The sequence below is a fragment of the Alcanivorax sp. genome (genome assembly GCF_019431375.1).
In the GTDB taxonomy this organism is placed as follows: domain Bacteria; phylum Pseudomonadota; class Gammaproteobacteria; order Pseudomonadales; family Alcanivoracaceae; genus Alcanivorax; species Alcanivorax jadensis_A.
This window is the reverse complement of record NZ_CP080267.1, coordinates 2,528,111-2,544,883: the sequence shown is the minus strand read 5'-3', so window position 1 is coordinate 2,544,883 and position 16,773 is coordinate 2,528,111. Positions and strand designations below refer to the sequence as shown.

General features: G+C 58.0%; 17 protein-coding genes. 7 read left to right on the top strand and 10 right to left on the bottom strand.

What is annotated here, in order from left to right; translation table 11 throughout:
* Positions 1 to 135: 135 nt before the first annotated feature.
* The 3 genes from spoT to gmk all read right to left on the bottom strand — a co-directional run bounded on the left by spoT (position 136) and on the right by gmk (position 3,477).
* Positions 136 to 2,247, bottom strand: coding sequence for a bifunctional GTP diphosphokinase/guanosine-3',5'-bis pyrophosphate 3'-pyrophosphohydrolase (spoT, locus tag KZ772_RS11895; protein ID WP_290536780.1), 2,112 nt, complete (start codon positions 2,245 to 2,247; stop codon positions 136 to 138).
* Positions 2,248 to 2,442: 195 nt separating this feature from the next.
* Positions 2,443 to 2,706: a DNA-directed RNA polymerase subunit omega gene (rpoZ, locus tag KZ772_RS11890; RefSeq protein ID WP_062814950.1), complete on the bottom strand. Its 264-nt coding sequence runs from the start codon at positions 2,704 to 2,706 to the stop codon at positions 2,443 to 2,445.
* Between the two features lie 147 nt (positions 2,707 to 2,853).
* Positions 2,854 to 3,477, bottom strand: coding sequence for a guanylate kinase (gene gmk / locus KZ772_RS11885; protein WP_290536779.1), 624 nt, complete (start codon positions 3,475 to 3,477; stop codon positions 2,854 to 2,856).
* Between the two features lie 188 nt (positions 3,478 to 3,665).
* Between gmk and ilvD the strand changes: the two genes are divergently transcribed.
* From ilvD to KZ772_RS11870, 3 genes are all read left to right on the top strand, one after another.
* Complete coding sequence (ilvD, locus tag KZ772_RS11880; RefSeq protein ID WP_290536778.1) at positions 3,666 to 5,351, top strand: dihydroxy-acid dehydratase; 1,686 nt, start codon at positions 3,666 to 3,668, stop codon at positions 5,349 to 5,351.
* Positions 5,352 to 5,493: 142 nt separating this feature from the next.
* On the top strand, positions 5,494 to 6,483 hold the full coding sequence (gene doeB / locus KZ772_RS11875) for a N(2)-acetyl-L-2,4-diaminobutanoate deacetylase DoeB (protein WP_290539476.1): 990 nt from the start codon (positions 5,494 to 5,496) through the stop codon (positions 6,481 to 6,483).
* A 111-nt stretch (positions 6,484 to 6,594) separates the two neighbouring features.
* Positions 6,595 to 8,022 carry a Glu/Leu/Phe/Val dehydrogenase gene (locus tag KZ772_RS11870; RefSeq protein ID WP_290536777.1) on the top strand — a complete coding sequence of 476 codons (1,428 nt, stop codon included), beginning with the start codon at positions 6,595 to 6,597 and terminating at the stop codon, positions 8,020 to 8,022.
* 306 nt (positions 8,023 to 8,328) lie between these two features.
* Here KZ772_RS11870 and KZ772_RS11865 read toward each other — a convergent pair whose 3' ends face one another.
* On the bottom strand, positions 8,329 to 9,024 hold the full coding sequence (locus tag KZ772_RS11865) for a hypothetical protein (protein ID WP_290536776.1): 696 nt from the start codon (positions 9,022 to 9,024) through the stop codon (positions 8,329 to 8,331).
* Between the two features lie 121 nt (positions 9,025 to 9,145).
* Here KZ772_RS11865 and KZ772_RS11860 point away from each other — a divergent pair, with 121 nt between their 5' ends.
* The 3 genes from KZ772_RS11860 (at position 9,146) to KZ772_RS11850 (ending at position 11,842) form a co-directional block, all read left to right on the top strand.
* The gene (locus tag KZ772_RS11860; RefSeq protein ID WP_290536775.1) at positions 9,146 to 10,603 is read left to right on the top strand and encodes a hypothetical protein; all 1,458 of its coding nucleotides are present in this window, start codon (positions 9,146 to 9,148) and stop codon (positions 10,601 to 10,603) included.
* Between the two features lie 270 nt (positions 10,604 to 10,873).
* Positions 10,874 to 11,593, top strand: coding sequence for an inovirus Gp2 family protein (locus KZ772_RS11855; protein ID WP_290536774.1), 720 nt, complete (start codon positions 10,874 to 10,876; stop codon positions 11,591 to 11,593).
* Positions 11,594 to 11,647: 54 nt separating this feature from the next.
* Positions 11,648 to 11,842, top strand: a complete 195-nt coding sequence (locus tag KZ772_RS11850) for an AlpA family transcriptional regulator (protein WP_102790838.1) — start codon at positions 11,648 to 11,650, stop codon at positions 11,840 to 11,842.
* Between the two features lie 45 nt (positions 11,843 to 11,887).
* Here the strand turns inward: KZ772_RS11850 and KZ772_RS11845 are convergent, their stop codons facing one another.
* Positions 11,888 to 12,232 carry a hypothetical protein gene (locus tag KZ772_RS11845; RefSeq protein WP_290536773.1) on the bottom strand — a complete coding sequence of 115 codons (345 nt, stop codon included), beginning with the start codon at positions 12,230 to 12,232 and terminating at the stop codon, positions 11,888 to 11,890.
* A 163-nt stretch (positions 12,233 to 12,395) separates the two neighbouring features.
* On the opposite strand from KZ772_RS11845, the gene KZ772_RS11840 reads away from it, so the two are divergent.
* Entirely contained in the window at positions 12,396 to 12,728 is a 333-nt protein-coding gene (locus KZ772_RS11840; RefSeq protein WP_155134642.1) for a helix-turn-helix transcriptional regulator, read from the top strand.
* Here KZ772_RS11840 and KZ772_RS11835 read toward each other — a convergent pair.
* From KZ772_RS11835 to radC, 5 genes are all read right to left on the bottom strand, one after another.
* Entirely contained in the window at positions 12,725 to 13,597 is an 873-nt protein-coding gene (locus KZ772_RS11835) for a hydrolase or metal-binding protein (protein ID WP_290536772.1), read from the bottom strand. The two genes, KZ772_RS11840 and KZ772_RS11835, sit on opposite strands and share 4 nt — an antisense overlap.
* Positions 13,598 to 13,669: 72 nt before the next feature.
* A complete protein-coding gene (locus KZ772_RS11830) occupies positions 13,670 to 14,677 on the bottom strand; it encodes a lambda-exonuclease family protein (RefSeq protein ID WP_290536771.1) in 1,008 nt (335 codons plus the stop codon).
* A gap of 91 nt (positions 14,678 to 14,768) precedes the next feature.
* Positions 14,769 to 15,194, bottom strand: coding sequence for a hypothetical protein (locus KZ772_RS11825; protein WP_290536770.1), 426 nt, complete (start codon positions 15,192 to 15,194; stop codon positions 14,769 to 14,771).
* 62 nt (positions 15,195 to 15,256) lie between these two features.
* Positions 15,257 to 16,225, bottom strand: a complete 969-nt coding sequence (locus KZ772_RS11820) for a DUF932 domain-containing protein (protein WP_290536769.1) — start codon at positions 16,223 to 16,225, stop codon at positions 15,257 to 15,259.
* A 42-nt stretch (positions 16,226 to 16,267) separates the two neighbouring features.
* Entirely contained in the window at positions 16,268 to 16,762 is a 495-nt protein-coding gene (radC, locus tag KZ772_RS11815) for a DNA repair protein RadC (RefSeq protein WP_290536768.1), read from the bottom strand.
* Between the last annotated feature and the right edge of the window lie 11 nt (positions 16,763 to 16,773).

Below are 16,773 nucleotides of genomic sequence, written 5' to 3'. Positions count from 1 at the left end.
GGGATATGGTGTCACTGTCGGCAATGCTTTACCCGCGATTGGACGCTGCTAAATTGGGCTACGCGCGGGGAAGGAGATAAATGGTTATCTCGGTCCTTGGGCGCGCCTTGTCACTTTCAACTCGAAACTTGCAACTCAAAGCCGGTGAATGCGCACAATGCTGTCCAGGGTGCGCAGCTTCTTGATGATGCGCGCCAGGTGGATGCGGTCTTTTACCGTCATGGTCACGTTGAGGCTGGTGAGGGTGGGATCCTTTTCGGCCATGTCGATGGTGTCGATGTTGGAGCCCAGCTCGGAGACACTGTTGGCCAGGGTGGCGAGCACGCCGCGCTTGTTGATCAGCTCGATGCGCAGGGCGGCGGTGAATTCCTGCTCTACCTGTTTGTCCCAGCTCAGGGCGATGCATTTTTCCGGGGCGTTGCGCATTTCCGCCAGCAGGTTCTTGCAGGTGTCCCGGTGGACCACGATGCCGCGACCGGCGCTCAGGTGGCCGATGATGGTATCGCCGGGCAGCGGCAGGCAGCACTTGGCATAGCTGACCATCAGGCCTTCGCTGCCGCGAATGGCCAGTGGGCGACGGTCGTCTTCGTGCTGGCGCTCGTCGTCATCGCGGGCGCCGGCCAGTTTACGGGCCACCAGAGGCGCCAGGCGATTGCCCATGCCGATGTCTTCCAGCAGGTCGTCCAGCTCCACGTAGCCGTTGCCGGCCAGCTCGCTCACCACCCGCTCGATGGGCAGCTCGTCCATGCCGATGTCATAGGAATGCAGGGCCTTTTCCAGCAGCCGTTCGCCCAGTTCCACCGCATCCTCGCGACGCTGGTGTTTGAGGAAGTGACGAATGTTGGTGCGTGCCTTGCCGGTGACCACGAAGTTGAGCCAGGCCGGGTTGGGGGTGGCGTTGGGGGCGGTGATGATCTTCACTGTCTGGCCGGATTCCAGCGGCGTGGAGAGCGCCGCCAGCTTGCCATCGATACGGGCGGCCACGCACTTGTTGCCCACCTTGGTGTGCACCGCATAGGCAAAATCCACCGCCGTGGCGCCGCCGGGCAGTTCCTTGATGTCGCCCTTGGGGGTGAACACATAGGCTTCGTCCGGGAACAGGTCCACCTTCACGTTCTCGATGAACTCCATGGAGTTGCCGGCTTTCTGCTGCAATTCCAGCAGCCGCTGCATCCAGCTCTGGGTGCGGCTGTGGGTGGGCGAGCCGGGCTCATCCTCGGCCTTGTAGAGCCAGTGGGCGGCGATGCCGTTGTTGGCCATGGCCTCCATTTCCTCGGTGCGGATCTGCATTTCCAGGGGAATGCCGGAGCGCGCCTTGAGGGTGGTGTGCAGGGACTGGTAGCCGTTGGCTTTGGGAATGGCGATGTAGTCCTTGAAGCGGCCGGGGATCGGGGTGAAGTAGTTGTGCACCGCACCGAGCACCCGGTAACAGGTATCCACCCGATCCACGATGATGCGGAAACCGAACACATCCATGATGTCGGCGAAGGGTTTGTGCTGTTCTTTCATCTTGGAGTAGATGCTGAACAGGTGCTTTTCGCGGCCCAGCACTCGTGCCTCGATGCCTTCTTCTTCCAGGCAGTGTTCCAGGCTGGCCTTGATTGTGGTGAGGATTTCCTTGCGGTTGCCGCGGGCCTTTTTTACCGCCTGGCCGATCAGCCGGGCGCGCATGGGATAAATGGCGTGGAAGGCCAGATCCTCGTACTCCACCCGCATGTTGTACATGCCCAGCCGGAAGGCGATGGGGGCATACAGCTCCAGGGTTTCGGTGGCGATGCGGCGGCGCTTTTCCGCGCGCATCACATGCAGGGTGCGCATGTTGTGCAGGCGGTCGGCCAGCTTGATCAGGATGACGCGGATGTCCCGGGTCATGGCCAGCATCATCTTGCGCAGGTTTTCTGCCTGCTGCTCCGCCTTGGACTCGAACTTGATCTGGGCGATCTTGGAGACGCCATCCACCAGCTCGGCCACTTCCTCGCTGAATTCCCCGGCCAGCTGCTCCTTGGAGATGCCGGTATCCTCGATCACGTCGTGCAGCATGGCGGCCATCAGCGAAGAATGGTCCATGTGCATGTCGGTGAGGATGTTGGCCACGGCCAGCGGGTGGGTGATGTACGGATCCCCGGTGCGGCGGTACTGCCCCTCGTGGGCCTGCTCGGCAAAATGGTAAGCGCGTACGACCTGGGCGATCTGATCGTCGTCCAGGTAACTGCGTAACCGTTTTTCCAGGTTATGAATGGTGGGCAAAAGTCCTCGTCACGCCCGGGGCGGAGTAATGATTAGGGATTAGCCTTAGCTTAGATTTGGGGGCGGGGTTTGTCCATGACAAGCGCGATAGTCACAGGCAATGAATGTTCCGGGCAGAGAGCGCGGAAGGGGAAAGTCGCAGAGAGGAGGGGAAATACAGGCAAGTGCCCAGGCGGGCACTTGCCGGAAACGGTGTTACTCGCCGAAGGACTGGGTCAGCAGGGCCAACTCATCCACGTCGGCGCTGCGATCAGCGATCGGGTTGTCCACGGATTCGGAGGTCACGTGACCTTCGGCGATTTCACGCAGGGCCACCACGGTGGGTTTGTCGTTTTCCCAGGCCACGCGGGGTTCCTTGCCACCGGTCTGCAGTTGACGGGCGCGCTTGCCGGCTACCAGTACCAGCTCGAAGCGGTTATCCAGTTTTTCCAGGCAATCTTCAACGGTTACACGGGCCATGCTGTTCTCCTACAGGGTGGCGGTGCCGATGTCGGCAACGCCTGAAATTCGCGAGGGGAAGCGATTTTACTGGTGAATTGCTGACCAGTCCAGCAGAAGGGCTTGCCGTAGGGCGGAAAGGCTGGCAGTGCCCTCTGTTTTCGCGGATCAGCGCTTCGCCAGCAGGTTGCTGAGGGTGTCAGCCAGACGCGCGGACTGACGGGCAGTGATCAGCCGGCGGGCCTCCACGATGGCTTCCAGTTCGTACAAGGCACGCTGGAAATCATCATTGACCACCAGATAGTCGAATTCGCCGTAATGGCTCATCTCGTCCTGGGCGCCGTCCAGGCGTTGCTGGATGACCGATTCGTCGTCGGTGTCCCGCCCGCGCAGGCGCTCGGCCAGGGTTTCCAGGGACGGCGGCAGGATAAAGATGCTCACTGAATCCGGCAGTTGCTTGCGGATCTGGGTGGCGCCCTGCCAGTCGATCTCCAGAATCACGTCATCGCCGCCGCGCAGGGTCTGGGCCACCCAGTCGGCGCTGGTGCCGTACAGGTTGCCGAACACCTCGGCATGCTCCAGAAACCGGCCCTGCTCCACCTGGCGAACAAAGGTGTCGCGGTCGGTGAAGTGGTAGTTCACCCCGTCTTCTTCCCCGGGGCGTATGGCGCGGGTGGTATGGGAGACGGAGATGCGCACCTGCTCCAGCTTGTCGACCAGCGCCGCCACCAGGCTGGTCTTGCCGGCGCCGGACGGGGCGGAAATGATATACAGCGTGCCTTTGTCGGCCATAGTGAGGACGATCCTGTTCGCGATCCCGATAAAGCGCGCATTATAGGCGTAAAGGGGGCGGCACGTCATATGCGCCTTGTGATGGCAGTGCGAGCCGTCACAGGTTACCGTTTCCCCCTGTAACCCATTCCATGGGGAAGATGTCTGCAATGATTCAGACGCTTCCCGGCACCGGACAAGGAGAGAACATGAGCGATCCCCAGGACGATCCGCGCCGCCGCCATTCCGCCAAGGTGGTGGATGGCCCGGGCAAGTCGGCCGGCCGTGCCATGTTGCGGGCGGTGGGCTTTACCGATGAGGATTTCCGCAAGCCCCAGGTGGGTATTGCCTCCACCTGGAGCCAGGTGACCCCCTGCAACAGCCATATCGGTGAACTGGCGGAGCGGGCCTGCGCAGGGGCCGACGGGGCCGGTGGCAAAGGGGTGATCTTCAATACCATCACCATTTCCGATGGTATCGCCAATGGCACCGAGGGGATGAAGTATTCGCTGGTGTCCCGCGAGGTGATTGCCGATTCCATCGAGACGGTGGCCGGCTGCGAGGGCTTTGATGGGCTGGTGGCCATTGGTGGTTGCGACAAGAACATGCCCGGTTGTCTGATCGGTCTGGCCCGGCTCAATCGCCCCAGTGTGTTTGTCTACGGTGGCACCATCCTGCCCGGCAAGGGCCACACCGATATCGTCTCCGTGTTCGAAGCCATGGGCGCCCATTCCCGCGGTGACATGGACCTGATCGAACTCAAGCAGATTGAGGAAACCGCCATCCCCGGCCCCGGCTCCTGCGGTGGCATGTACACCGCCAATACCATGGCCTCGGCCATCGAGGCGCTGGGGATGAGTCTGCCCGGCAGCTCGGCGCAGAACGCGGTGTCCGAGGATAAACGGGAAGACTGCGAGCGGGCCGGTGCGGCGGTATTGCACCTGCTGGAGCAGGACATCAAGCCGTCCGACATCATGACCCGCCAGGCTTTTGAAAATGCCATCACCATCGTGATTGCCCTGGGCGGTTCCACCAATGCGGTACTGCATCTCTTGGGCATGGCACGGACGGTGGGGGTGCCGTTGTCCTTGGACGACTTCACGGAAATCGGCAAGCGGGTGCCGGTGCTGGCGGACCTGCGCCCCAGCGGGCAGTACATGATGAGCGAACTGGTGGCCATCGGTGGTATTCAGCCGTTGATGAAAATTTTGCTGGATGCCGGCCTGTTGCATGGTGACTGCCTGACCGTCACCGGTCGCACCCTGGCGGAGAACCTGGCCGGGGTGGCGCCGTATCCGTCGGAGCAGGACATCATTGCGCCGTTGTCCGCACCGCTGAAAGCGGAAAGCCACCTGCGCATTCTTTACGGCAATCTGGCACCAGAGGGCGCGGTGGCCAAGATCACCGGCAAGGAAGGCACCCACTTTTCCGGCTCGGCGCGGGTGTTCGGCTCGGAAGAGGAGGCCCAGGCACGCATCAATGACGGCACCGTGGTTGCCGGCGATGTGGTGGTGATCCGTTATGAAGGGCCTCGCGGTGGTCCGGGCATGCGCGAAATGCTCACCCCCACGTCGGCGATCATGGGGCGGGGTCTGGGCAATGACGTGGCCCTGATCACCGATGGGCGTTTTTCCGGCGGCAGCCATGGTTTCGTGGTGGGGCATGTGACCCCGGAGGCGTTTGATGGCGGCCCGCTGGCGCTGCTGGAAGACGGCGACCGCATCACCATCGATGCCGAGGCCAATACCCTCACGGTGGATCTGTCCGATGAAGAACTGGCTCGCCGGCGTGCCAACTGGCAGCAACCGCCGCCGCGTTATACCCGTGGTGTGCTGGCAAAATATGCGCGCCTGGTGGGCTCCGCCAGCGAGGGGGCGGTGACCGACGACTTCTGAGCCGGAAGGTGGCGGGGGCCGGTATCGCTGACGGCGCGAAATTGCACTGTTCGCGATCCCGGCAAAGCGCGCATCATAGAGAGTAACCGGGGGCATGACAGACGCCCCCGCCAACATTCTCAGCCTCGGACCCGATGCCGTTATGCAAGACAGCCCCATCACTGCCACCGTGGACTTCCACCGGGACGGCGTTCAGCACGGTTTTCTCAAACTGCCCCATTCCCACGACGGCTCCGCCTGGGGCAATGTGATGATACCCATCACTGTGGTTCGCAACGGTGAGGGCCCTACCGCGTTGCTCTCCGGCGGCAATCACGGTGACGAGTACGAAGGCATCACCGCCTTGCTCAAGCTGGCCAACCGTCTTCAACCTGAAGACATTCACGGGCGGGTGATTATCGTGCCCATGCTCAACCACCCGGCAGTGCTCAATGGCACCCGCACCTCGCCGCTGGATGGCGGCAATCTGAACCGGGCTTTCCCCGGCAATCCGGCAGGCACTCTCACGGAAAAGATCGCCGACTACCTCACCCGCTATCTGGTGCCGCTGTGTGATCTGGCACTGGATATCCACTCCGGGGGCCGCACCCTGGATCTGCTGCCCTTTGCCGCCACCCACCGCATGGCCGATCGGGAGTTCGAAGCCCGTTGCCTGGCCGCCGCTACGGCCTTCGGGGCGCCCTACACCCTGTTCATGGCAGAGCTGGAAGGCGACGTGCTCTACGACAGCGTGGTGGAGGCCCGCGGCACGGTGTTCGTCAGCACCGAGCTGCGCGGCGGCGGCACCACCACACCGCAGACCGTGGCGCTGGCCGAGCGCGGCGTGGACAACCTGCTGCGTTTTGCCGGCATCCTGCCGGGTGATCCGGCGGTGGTGGCGTCACAGGCCCTGGAGATTCCCGGCAGCGAGTATTACCGGATCAGCGAACATCGTGGCCTGCTGGAATTTGCGGTGGCCCTGGGTGACAGCGTCCGCGCTGGCGATGTGCTGGCACGGGTGCATTCCCTGGAACGTACCGGCGAGCCCCCGGTGGAGTATTGCGCGCCCTGTGATGGCCTGCTGATCGGCCGCCGCCATCCGGCTCTGGTGAATGTGGGTGACACCTTTGCGGTGTTGGCGGTGCCGCGCTGACTGGCACTTCCGTGCACGTTAACAGGGCATAACAAAGCACAAACACCCTTGCCTCGAAAGCGCTGCTAATGTTCTGGTTCTACCAAGAACAACAGGACTGACGGAGCAGCCATGAGCGATACCAAGTTTGCCCAGCAGGGCATGTCATTTCGGGAAAGCGTTGAACACATGGTCGATCATGCCATCGACATCATGGGGTTGGATGCCGGCATGGGCAAAGCCATGAAGGTATGCCAGAGCGTGGTGCAGGTATCCTTTCCGGTGGAGATCGACGGCAAGGCCGAGATCTTCACCGGTTGGCGTGCCACTCACAGTGATCACCGGCTGCCTTCCAAGGGCGGTATCCGTTACGCGCCCATTGTGGATCAGGATGAAGTGGAAGCGCTGGCGGCGCTGATGACCTACAAGTGCGCCATCGTCGATGTGCCCTTCGGCGGCTCCAAGGGCGGGCTGGTGATCGACCCGAAAAAATACCAGCGTCACCAGCTGGAAGCCATCACCCGCCGCTTTGCCCGTGAGCTGATCAACAAGGGCTACCTGAGCCCGTCGGTGAATGTGCCGGCCCCGGATATGGGCACCGGCCCCCAGGAAATGGGCTGGATGGTGGACACCTACAAGCAGATGTTCCCCAACGACATCAATTACATGGGCGCGCTGACCGGCAAGCCGGTGGAGCATGGCGGGGTCCGTGGCCGCAATGAAGCCACCGGCCGGGGCGTGCAATACGCGCTGCGTGAATTGTTCCGTCACCCGGAAGAAATCAAGCGTGCCGGGCTGTCCGGTTCACTGGCAGGCAAACGCGTGATTGTTCAGGGGCTGGGTAACGTGGGCTATCACGCGGCGCATTTCCTGGAAACCGAAGACGATTGTCGCATCACTGCCATCATCGAACGGGACGGCGCCATCATCAATGAAGATGGCCTCAATGTGGGGGCGGTGCGCCAGCACATCGTGGAAACCGGTGGGGTGAAAGGCTTTGCCCATGGCGACTATCTGGAAGAGGGGATTCAGGCACTGGAGCGTGACTGTGACATCCTGATTCCGGCGGCGCTGGAAGGGGTCATTACCACGGAAAATGCGCCGCGCATTCAGGCCAAACTGATCGCGGAAGCGGCCAACGGTCCGGTAACCTTTGAAGCGGACCGGATTCTTCGCGAAAAAGGCGTGGAAATTATCCCCGATGCCTACTGCAATGCGGGCGGTGTGATCGTTTCCTACTTCGAATGGATTCGTAACCTCAACCACGTGCGCTTCGGGCGCCTGGACAAACGCTTTCACGAAGCCCGTGGCCAGCACGTGATTGATGCCATCGAGCAGGCCACCGATACCAAGGTGCCTGAACATATCGTCAAGCAGCTGGCCCGTGGCGCCGACGAGTTCGACCTGGTGCGTTCGGGGCTGGATGACTCCATGCGCCTGGCCCTGCAGGAAATTATTCGCACCCGTAACGAGAATCCAAAAATCGACGATTACCGAATGGCGGCCTATGTGATCGCCATTGAAAAAATATCCCGGCATTACCGGGATATCGGTTTCTGAAAAAGAAAAGCGGCGCGGGGCTTATTCGATATTCTGGATCTTCTCATCGATCAAAAAATAAAAATATAAATAAATCAATGTATTGAGCTTGTTTTGATGTTGGATTTTCTTTTTTTGCCCACCATTTTGCCCACCGGTTGATTTGGCAGCAAGTCTCAACTGGGTTTCTTGGCTTGGTCTGAGATGTCCAGGCGTTGCATAGGGTTCAACAGGATTTAAGAAGCTCTGGCAGCTTCGACTAATTGGCCCTCAGCTATGCAGCTCTACCCTTAATGGGGGGGCAGATTGTTGGTCTGTGACGGATTTTTATTCTTGGTGTGGAGGGAGTGAGGCTGTCGCCTTTATGCGCGCTGTGTAGTAATCGAGCAATTTCGCTTGTCGATGGAGTGCCTCTTGTTTGTCGCTTGATGACAGTCCCAGGTCATCTCCGGCTTGTGCACCTATGGCAATCTCCAGCTCGGAAACGATAAGCAATATGTTGCCTATTTCGCTTTGGGCTGCACAGAGTTCGGCCTCAAGTTTTTTATTTTGTGATTTAAGGAAAGAGGACTCCTTCTGGGCTTTGTCTAGTTGAGATAGAGCGGATTGTTCATGGCGTCTAATCTCCCCTTCTATAGCGTCTTTGATCTCCTGGTGCTTGTTTTTTTGAAAGCGACTCTCCTCCTTGATTAGCCTCTCTACAGTTTCGGAAACGCTTGTTCCTTTAGACAGTGTGAAAAGCTGCTGCCTGGTGCGCGGAGGGAGTCTCACCTGGATAACGTGGCTCCCCCGTTTCTTGTCAGAATTGTACCTCCTCCAGGCAGATTTTAACTTGCTGAATTCATGTCGCCCGTTTGGTCCATTGGTTAAAAAATGTACGGCCCGGATGAGTTCGGCGCGAGGATCTGCTGGACAAGGGGATTGGGGATGGATTCCCTTTCGGCTTAGATGCTTTGTCAGCCAATCGATCATTTCACCCTCTGTCGTTAGCCACTCCTCGGGTGTTAATTCGGGTCTTCCCATGCCTGGTTTCTCTTCACATTTTAAATATACGAATAGCGTTTATTTAACGTGATATCGTACCAAAAAAAATATACCCGGTGGTATTTTTACGATAGGGTTGCCTGATTTGGGGGGCGATTAGATGCTTTGTTTGTTTAAAACGTCGCAGGAATTTGACCGAGAGACTGGCCTTGCATCGATTTCTGGCCCGACGCGCTACTTCCTTTACAGGTTGGTGAGCGATCCAGATTCTTGGGGCACTCCTGTTACAGTGACGAATTTTGTAAAGCGTTACAAGGTAAATGACCGTGTAGTGTCTAAGGGGATCAATGAGCTTGTGGGCTGTGGATTAATAAAGAAAGAGGTGGTCCAGCCGGTAAGTGAAAATGGGCGTTACCAGTATTTCCTGGATGAGGGGTTTGTTGAAAGGCTGGATAGTGTGAAGGGGGAGGCGCTTTGCAGAAACTTGGAGGCAGTTGTTGAACATGTGTTAACTGCAGGGGGCGACGAAGTAGGTCGACTTGGCTCGAAATGGCTGACGCCATACAACAGGGTGGTTCTAGCGGCATTGCTCGTGAAGTCAGATGCGGCTGGGGCTGTTTCTGATGTTGGGGCCAGTGATCTCAAGCGCATAGCGGGATTGAGTGCGGACGGTCTGAGGTCTCAGTTAAGTAAGCTGATGGAGCTGGGTTATATTCGGAGTCGTGTCCCTGGGGTGACCGGGCGATATTTGTTTGGACTCTCAAAGGGGGCTTATTTTCTCAATCTTGCCCACCCTGACTTTCTTGGGCTAGGTGGGCAGGTTTGTTTACTGCTGAGGGTTTCAAAGTATGTTGACGAACTGGGGGGATTTAGAAGTGCGCACGGGATGTACTCCCAATCAGCAGTCATCAGACAATTCCTGACAAACGAGGCTCAGTCTATTGTCCGCCTGAATTGGGCGAGACAGGATAGATTGGAGCCGTTGAGTGCGCAAAATGCAAAGTGGTTTGAAGCTGCATTCGAGATAGAAAGAGGGCTAGGTACCCTGATGAGGCTGCATGAGTGGTTCAGGGATGAGCCTCGAGCCCCGTTCATCGCCTACTTGCAGATGTTGATTAACAGGTATGCCAGTCAGATAGTTAACAGCTGTTTGCATGATGGTGGATGGGACTTTCGAGATAGTAAAAACGGGCTGATTGGGCAGATTAGAAAGGATTTGTCAGCGGCTGATTCGCTGCTAGGGGAAAACTCAACGGTTGTTGATGCAGTAGCCTATTCTGCTATCAAAGAGGCTTTAAAAGTTTGGGAGATTCTGATCTCAGACACTGAAATACAGAAATTGGCACTTTCAGGGGTAAGATGCCAGATCATGCCGCTGTCCGATCCAAAAATGACAGTTTTATATACCTCGATTCTCGTTTACGGAGAGGGGCTTCCTGAGCAGTTCCAGAATTGCTGTTGGCGTGTAGAAATGAAGCCGGACAATCGAAGACGGCGCTGGGTGCAGCATTCTAAGTGTGCCTTAGGTCCGGAAGGGGCACTAGAGGAGTATCAGGCCTTTTCTTTTGGTCTTCGGAGTGTTGGTAAGCGGTACCCTCGGGCTGCTTCAACTGATTGATTTAAATGGATGGTGGTTCGCTGAGGGATTTGCAGGGCTGCCAGTTGTTGGAACCTGCGTTCTGTGTCCGGCAGCTCCATTTCTGATTGTCGGTAAATAGATATATAGGGTTTGTCATCCAGCCCACTTGTTGAAGGCTGGGATACCCAATCAGGATTATTAGCTGCCCGGCTCCCAAAAGCCGGGCAGCGCTATTTATCCACTTTGGTGCCGGTCGAAAGTTACACACAGGCACCTCCTATGAGCAAACAATTCTCATAGGAGAAATTAATGATTAACCGGCACCCTCTTAACACCAACCTTTCCCTACACCACACAGGCTCTTGGCATGGCTATGAGGTCCAGCTTCAGCATGGACCGCTAGTGCATGAATATCTGTACCGCTTCAAAGAGACCTTGGATTGGTCATTGTCTGAACACCCTCGAACGTTGGCTGTGAGACTCGATCTGCGTCTACCTGAGCGTCATCACTTTCAGCTGGAGTTTGTGATGGGGCGATTTATCAGCTCGTTGCGAGAACAAGTAAAAGCTGACGTTAATCGTAGACGTAGCGAAGGTAAGCGGGTCCATGACACCGCCGTCCGATATATCTGGGTACGAGAGCAGGACAGCAGTGATCAGCCTCATTTCCATGTTTGCCTGTTCTTTAACAAGGATACTTACCGGCAGCTAGGGAGCCTGCCTTCTGCGAAGGGGGAAGGGGCTGCAATGCCTGATCCGGACGTGCCGCGAGACTCGCTGGCGGACAGGCCAGCGAAGAACCTTGCCGAGCGCATTGTGAAGGCGTGGTCACGAGCCGTCGGGTTGAGGCCAGATGAGGGCAGTGGATTGGTTCACTTCCCCTACAGCTGCGTATACCGAGTCAATGTGGGTTCAGCTGGTGGGGAAGCTGAGGTGGCGGGTTTATTTAGCCGCATCAGCTACTTGGCGAAAGCCAAGACCAAGCAATACGGGATGGGGATCAGACACTTCGGTACCAGCCGGAGATAGGAGTGAGTAAAAAAATACAGGCGAGCGCTATCTCATGAGTTGAAGGAGAGTCTCATGAAGATCATGCGTTTGAAGGAAGTCATGGACACCACCGGGCTGGGCCGTTCGTACATTTACAAGTTGGCCAGCGAGGGTGCCTTCCCCAAGCCGGTGCAGTTGGGCGGCCGAGCCTCTGGGTGGGTGTCTGACGAGGTGGAATCCTGGATTTTGGAGAGAATTGAAGAGAGGGATCGTTTGGCGGGAGAGTAAAAGGTAGGCAGCGGCTCTCTGTCGAGCCGCTGTATTGGGGGGTGGTTAACCGCCGAAGCTGTAGGTGCCAGCCCCTTGATCGGTTTCGATTTCAGCCTCAAGAACGTCGCAGTCATTGTTGACTTGGATCTTGGCTGTTTTTCCAAATTTGATTGTCTTGGGCAGTTGGCTTCTTCCGTTGTATTTGATGACGCGGCATTCCCCCCGGTTAACTGTGACCTCCTGGATTTCCACTTCCTCTACGAGGCTTCTGATGGTCACGAACTGGGGGTTCATTGCGGCATATGCGGTGTGTCTTGTTGCGGTGCCGACTTCGATGACCTCCGAGAGATCGGAGCAGCCGGAAAGAGTGATGGCCATTAGTGCGGCAGCGAAAGTTGTTTTTCTCATGGTTAACTCCTTGTTGTTGAGTCCTTTTGGGGTTGTCTAATAGTCAGGCAATGCCAAACCACGAAGTATGGTTAATCTGAATATCTATAGTCAAGAAATGCCATACGACAGGTGTTAGGCTTAGCCGTAGTTTGGTGACTTCACTTTTGTTGTGAGGTCCTGCATGTCAGGGTTTCCTGAGCGGTTAAGGTCTGCGCGAAAGCAGCTGGGGTTAACACAGGAACAGCTTGCCGAGATGCTTCACGTCACCAAGGCATCGGTTTCTGCGTGGGAAAGTGGTCGAGAGAAGCCTCGGTTCGCGCTTTTGCCTGCGTTGAGAGAGGTGCTTGGAGTGTCGCTGGATCGGCTGGTTTGTGGTCTGGAGCCAGATAGCATTGCTGACCCTGTTGAGCGCTATGGTGCACAGGTGAACTCCGAAGAAGAGGCCACCTTGGTCAAGCGCTACCGGGGGTTGTCGAAAGAGCGCCGAGCAGGTCTGCTCGCCATGCTGGGCTAGCCTTGTTTCTCGCTTAATTTTTGTCTCAGCGCCTGAGAGGGTTGTTGGGTTGCCGGGTTCTTCTGTTCCCCATGAGCGAACTCGTCTATTACCTGCAGCCCCTCGTCCTCCGCATACTCGAACTGCGCATTCATCAGTCCGGCCTGAGCGACCTTATCAAGCTCCGCCTGGCTGATTCCCAGAGCCTCACGCCCCTTTGCTTCTTCGCGTGCATGGGTGACAGCCTCCTTCATGTCCTGATCCGCTCTGAGGGTGAGATCCACGTAGTAGATTGGTGCCCGGTGGCTTTGGGTGGTGCTCTTGCCGCGTAGCTTGAGTTCCAGCGGTAGCGTGGCAAGGTTCCCGCCACTGATGGCATGGAAGTATCGCAGCCGTGCGGCCAGGGTGCGGATGCTGTTGTAGCCAGTAGTCCGGAACACAAAGCAACCCAGTTCATCATCGTCACCGATCTGGACGTACAGCCGACCATAGGGCTTACACAGCCCATGGCTGCCGTAGTCACACAGGTCTGGTGACGGACAGGGCAGGGATTCCAAGCCTTTGTCAGTATGACGTCGGCAGTTCTCCCCATCTCCCGCACACAGCGGCCTACCGCTCTTGCGCTCGAAGAAGGTGTATTCGGCCCGTAGATTCAAGTCCGGGTCATTGAAGGGCAGGGTAATAGGAATGCTTCGCAGCTTGCTGCCTTGGGTTTCCTTACGCAGGGCCTCATCGAGCGGGTGAGGCAGCCAGCCCTCCTTAGACTGGATCTGGGTAGTGATGGTGAATTGATCGTCTTTCTCCGGCAGACGCTTGCCGTTCTTCTCCACTACACGACCGATACTGATACGGCCGATCACGGGTGGGGTAATGGTGAGTCCTTTGATCATGGGATTCTCCTTAAAGCAGACACAGACATGCAGCCGGGCCTGGCCCGGCTGTTATGCCGCTTGAGGTTTAGGTTAGGGGTTTGGGCGTACAAGGAACCGGCGACTGCCCGCCTTGTGCTTGGGGTAGTGCTTGAGCAAATCAGGCTGATCCTGAAGCAGGGCTTTGCTGTCCAGGCTGGTGGAGTCTTTGCTGCGCTTCCAGGTCACGGAGCCCTCGCTGAAGGTGGCCTTACTGGCCAGCCCCATGGTCTGCTGGATGCGTTGCTTGAGGGTGGATTCTCGGTCGTTCAACCGGCCCAGGGTGTCCCGCAGATCCAGCAGCTCATTGAAGTCGCCTTCCATGGCAGGGTTATCCGTGAGATCCACGGTTTCCCCTTTGTCCTGGGGGTAGAGGGCTTGCAGGGTGTTCCCGGCAGAGTCGGAGCCATCCGGGTCCGGTGGAGTGTCCGTTTTTACCAGTTGCCAGAATTCCCGCTCCAGCTCGTACAGGTGAGCAATCAGTGCCTCATCCCGCTCGATCCGGTGAATCTGCAACTCCTGCCCACAGATCAGTACGGCCACATCGGCAGCCTGTTTGCCGGTAACAGCCAGCTGATGCTGCACCTGGCACTGGATGTACTCGGGAACCCCGTCCGCCCACAGCTTGGCCCCGTACTGGCCCGTGGTTTTGCACTCCAGTATCTGAACGTCGTCATTGCCGACCACAGCGTAATCCAGATTGGCGAGCATCCAAGGCTTGTCGTCATCCGGGTGCTGTAGCACGGCATTCACGCGCCGTACCTTGTTGCCGGTGATCTTGGCGTAAGCCTCGGCTACCTTCGGCTCCAGCAGCGTGCCCCAGTACAGGGGGGACTGAATGTCATCGGGATCAGGGGCGGGTAACAGACCATCCCGACCGGTCTTGATCATCCACAGTTCCAGTGGGGACTGGTACGGGCTGATACCTACCGCTGCAGCGGCATCACTGGCACCGATGCCTTGCTTGCGGATCTTCAGCCAGTCTTCGCGGTTCATGCGTTTGGTCGACACCAGGCGCAGGGCAGGGCGCTGGCCGGGTGCGGTGCTTTTCGGTTGTGCCATGAGAATGCTCCAGACAAAGAAAAGCCCCGGCACAGAGGACGGGGCTAGGGGTAAGGTGAGAGTGGTGAATGAGGGCAATATCTAAATGACATCATGCGGCGCGACCTGAAGAGGAAGAGGCTTCCTCGCCAATCTCGAAGAAGTCATTCACCAACGCTTCGATGTAACGCTCGGCCTCTTTGTTGCTGGGCAGGTGGCCGTGAGTCAGTAATTGCTCACCGAGCCATTCGCCCAGCTCGCTGACCACTTCGTACTCGAAGACGCCAGGGCGACCACGGGGTTCGAACCAGATGTGAGAGACCGTCTGCCACAGCGGATCCAGGTACTCACAGGTGGCGATGATCAGTTCGATGCAGCCACTGTCCCAGGTCTCCAGGATGCGGCGAGTCCGACCCGGATCGCCGGGATGGCACATCAGGCCTTCATGCAGGAACGCGCCCCACACCGCTGACAATTCAGCAGGCATAGGGCGACAGTCCCATACCGCCAACAGGCGGTAGAGCCATTTCAGATTCATGGTGTTCTCCAGTTGTCTTTTAACAGGAAGTAGAGAGGGGAGTGGTAAGCGGTAAGCCTGAGTCAGGCGACCAGCAGGGAGGTTTGCTCCAGAGCACGCTGCTTGATCTGCGCACCCTTGCCGAACCAGGCCGAGTCCAGCCGGTTGTCAGTGCTGCGAGCGCGGCGTTCATGGTCCACGAACTCGGTCACTGCATTGAGCAGGCCGTAGGCCGTGTTCTTGGCGGATGCCAGATCCGACCCGCGACCGGCACCGTCATACAGGGCCATGGCTTTCTTCATGGCCTGTTCGTTGGCCTTCACCGGCATACCCGGTGGCTGATAGCCGGTATCCGTGAAGATGGTCTGCATGACCTTCTCGGCGGTCTTGCGGGTGATGCGCCGCTCGCTCAGGGCCTTCAGGCGATACATGAAGTCATCCCAGGCAGAGACCGAAATTCCCAGCTGCTGCTTCACCGCTTGCGGATCGAAGGTGGTGCTGTGGCGTACCTTCACCGCATGGGTGTTGCCATTTAGCGCGACGGCGAGGGTGTTGTTGCACACGACGCGGATACTGGTGAACTGCGCCGTGGTGGCCAGAGTGCCGTCACAGGCCGTGGCCAGCAGCACGTAGCCATTGGTCTGGTCATTGCCCGCCAAGGAGCCGGTTTGCCCGGTGCGTGCCAGTGCCCACAGTTTGCGGCCCCCTTTCAGTACACCAGCGGTCTCCAGTTCAAAGCCTGACTGCTCGGTGAGATCCCGGTAGAACTCCAGTACCTCACGGGGCTGAACCACCTTGAAGCGGTTACTCACTACCGACAGGGGGGCCTGATTGTCAGACCGGAACAGCACCTTCTGATCCGGGAACGACGAAATCTGACCGAGAGCGCCAGCCTCGCTACTGATAAAGCGGACCGGGGTTTCACGGATCTCCCAATCCATGCCAGCTTCGCGCATCCAGACTTCCAGCGGTTGTTGGGTAGCTAGCTGGTTGCCCAGTCCGTGCCAGGGTGTGCGGCCCACATAGGCCATGTTTTCGACAAGATGTGCCATGGTGAATCTCCTGTTAATGAGCGTATGCCCAATAGGGCAGGGTTAGAGCCAGCCGCGCTCGGCCAGGCTGACGTAGCCGGAACGGGACACCACAAAGTGGTCCAGCACTCGTACATCGATCAGAGCGAGGGCATCAGTGAGGCGTTTGGTGATCTGCCGGTCCGCATTAGAGGGCTCGCTACAACCCGAGGGATGGTTGTGGGCGAAGATGACGGCAGCGGCATTGCACTCCAGAGCACGCTGCACCACCACACGGGGGTAAACAGCAGAGCTATCGATGGTGCCGTTGAACAAGGTCTCGAAACTGAGCACCTTGTGTTTGTTGTTGAGGAAGATGGCCGAGAAGACCTCGTTCTTTTCCTGAGCCAGAGCCAGCTGCAGGAACTGAGCGACATCGGTGGGTGCCGTCAGCGCTTCCCGGTTGGTAAGTTCATCCAGCAGGATAGTGGCAGCGGTGCTGACAATCTCCTCGGGCTTCACGCAGCCCTGTACGTGGTACAGGCCCTGCTCGTTCTTTACGAAAGTGGGAATATCCATTCAGGCCTCCA

Excerpts from the sequence above, each read along its gene's own strand:
- KZ772_RS11850 (WP_102790838.1), top strand. The coding sequence starts at position 11,648 with ATGAAGATCATGCGTTTGAAGGAAGTCATGGACACCACCGGGCTGGGC.
- KZ772_RS11830 (WP_290536771.1), bottom strand. The coding sequence starts at position 14,677 with ATGGCACAACCGAAAAGCACCGCACCCGGCCAGCGCCCTGCCCTGCGC.
- ilvD (WP_290536778.1), top strand. The coding sequence starts at position 3,666 with ATGAGCGATCCCCAGGACGATCCGCGCCGCCGCCATTCCGCCAAGGTG.
- gmk (WP_290536779.1), bottom strand. The coding sequence starts at position 3,477 with ATGGCCGACAAAGGCACGCTGTATATCATTTCCGCCCCGTCCGGCGCC.
- KZ772_RS11835 (WP_290536772.1), bottom strand. The coding sequence starts at position 13,597 with ATGATCAAAGGACTCACCATTACCCCACCCGTGATCGGCCGTATCAGT.
- KZ772_RS11845 (WP_290536773.1), bottom strand. The coding sequence starts at position 12,232 with ATGAGAAAAACAACTTTCGCTGCCGCACTAATGGCCATCACTCTTTCC.
- KZ772_RS11855 (WP_290536774.1), top strand. The coding sequence starts at position 10,874 with ATGATTAACCGGCACCCTCTTAACACCAACCTTTCCCTACACCACACA.
- radC (WP_290536768.1), bottom strand. The coding sequence starts at position 16,762 with ATGGATATTCCCACTTTCGTAAAGAACGAGCAGGGCCTGTACCACGTA.
- rpoZ (WP_062814950.1), bottom strand. The coding sequence starts at position 2,706 with ATGGCCCGTGTAACCGTTGAAGATTGCCTGGAAAAACTGGATAACCGC.
- KZ772_RS11820 (WP_290536769.1), bottom strand. The coding sequence starts at position 16,225 with ATGGCACATCTTGTCGAAAACATGGCCTATGTGGGCCGCACACCCTGG.
- KZ772_RS11860 (WP_290536775.1), top strand. The coding sequence starts at position 9,146 with ATGCTTTGTTTGTTTAAAACGTCGCAGGAATTTGACCGAGAGACTGGC.
- KZ772_RS11825 (WP_290536770.1), bottom strand. The coding sequence starts at position 15,194 with ATGAATCTGAAATGGCTCTACCGCCTGTTGGCGGTATGGGACTGTCGC.
- KZ772_RS11865 (WP_290536776.1), bottom strand. The coding sequence starts at position 9,024 with ATGGGAAGACCCGAATTAACACCCGAGGAGTGGCTAACGACAGAGGGT.
- KZ772_RS11840 (WP_155134642.1), top strand. The coding sequence starts at position 12,396 with ATGTCAGGGTTTCCTGAGCGGTTAAGGTCTGCGCGAAAGCAGCTGGGG.
- KZ772_RS11870 (WP_290536777.1), top strand. The coding sequence starts at position 6,595 with ATGAGCGATACCAAGTTTGCCCAGCAGGGCATGTCATTTCGGGAAAGC.
- doeB (WP_290539476.1), top strand. The coding sequence starts at position 5,494 with ATGCAAGACAGCCCCATCACTGCCACCGTGGACTTCCACCGGGACGGC.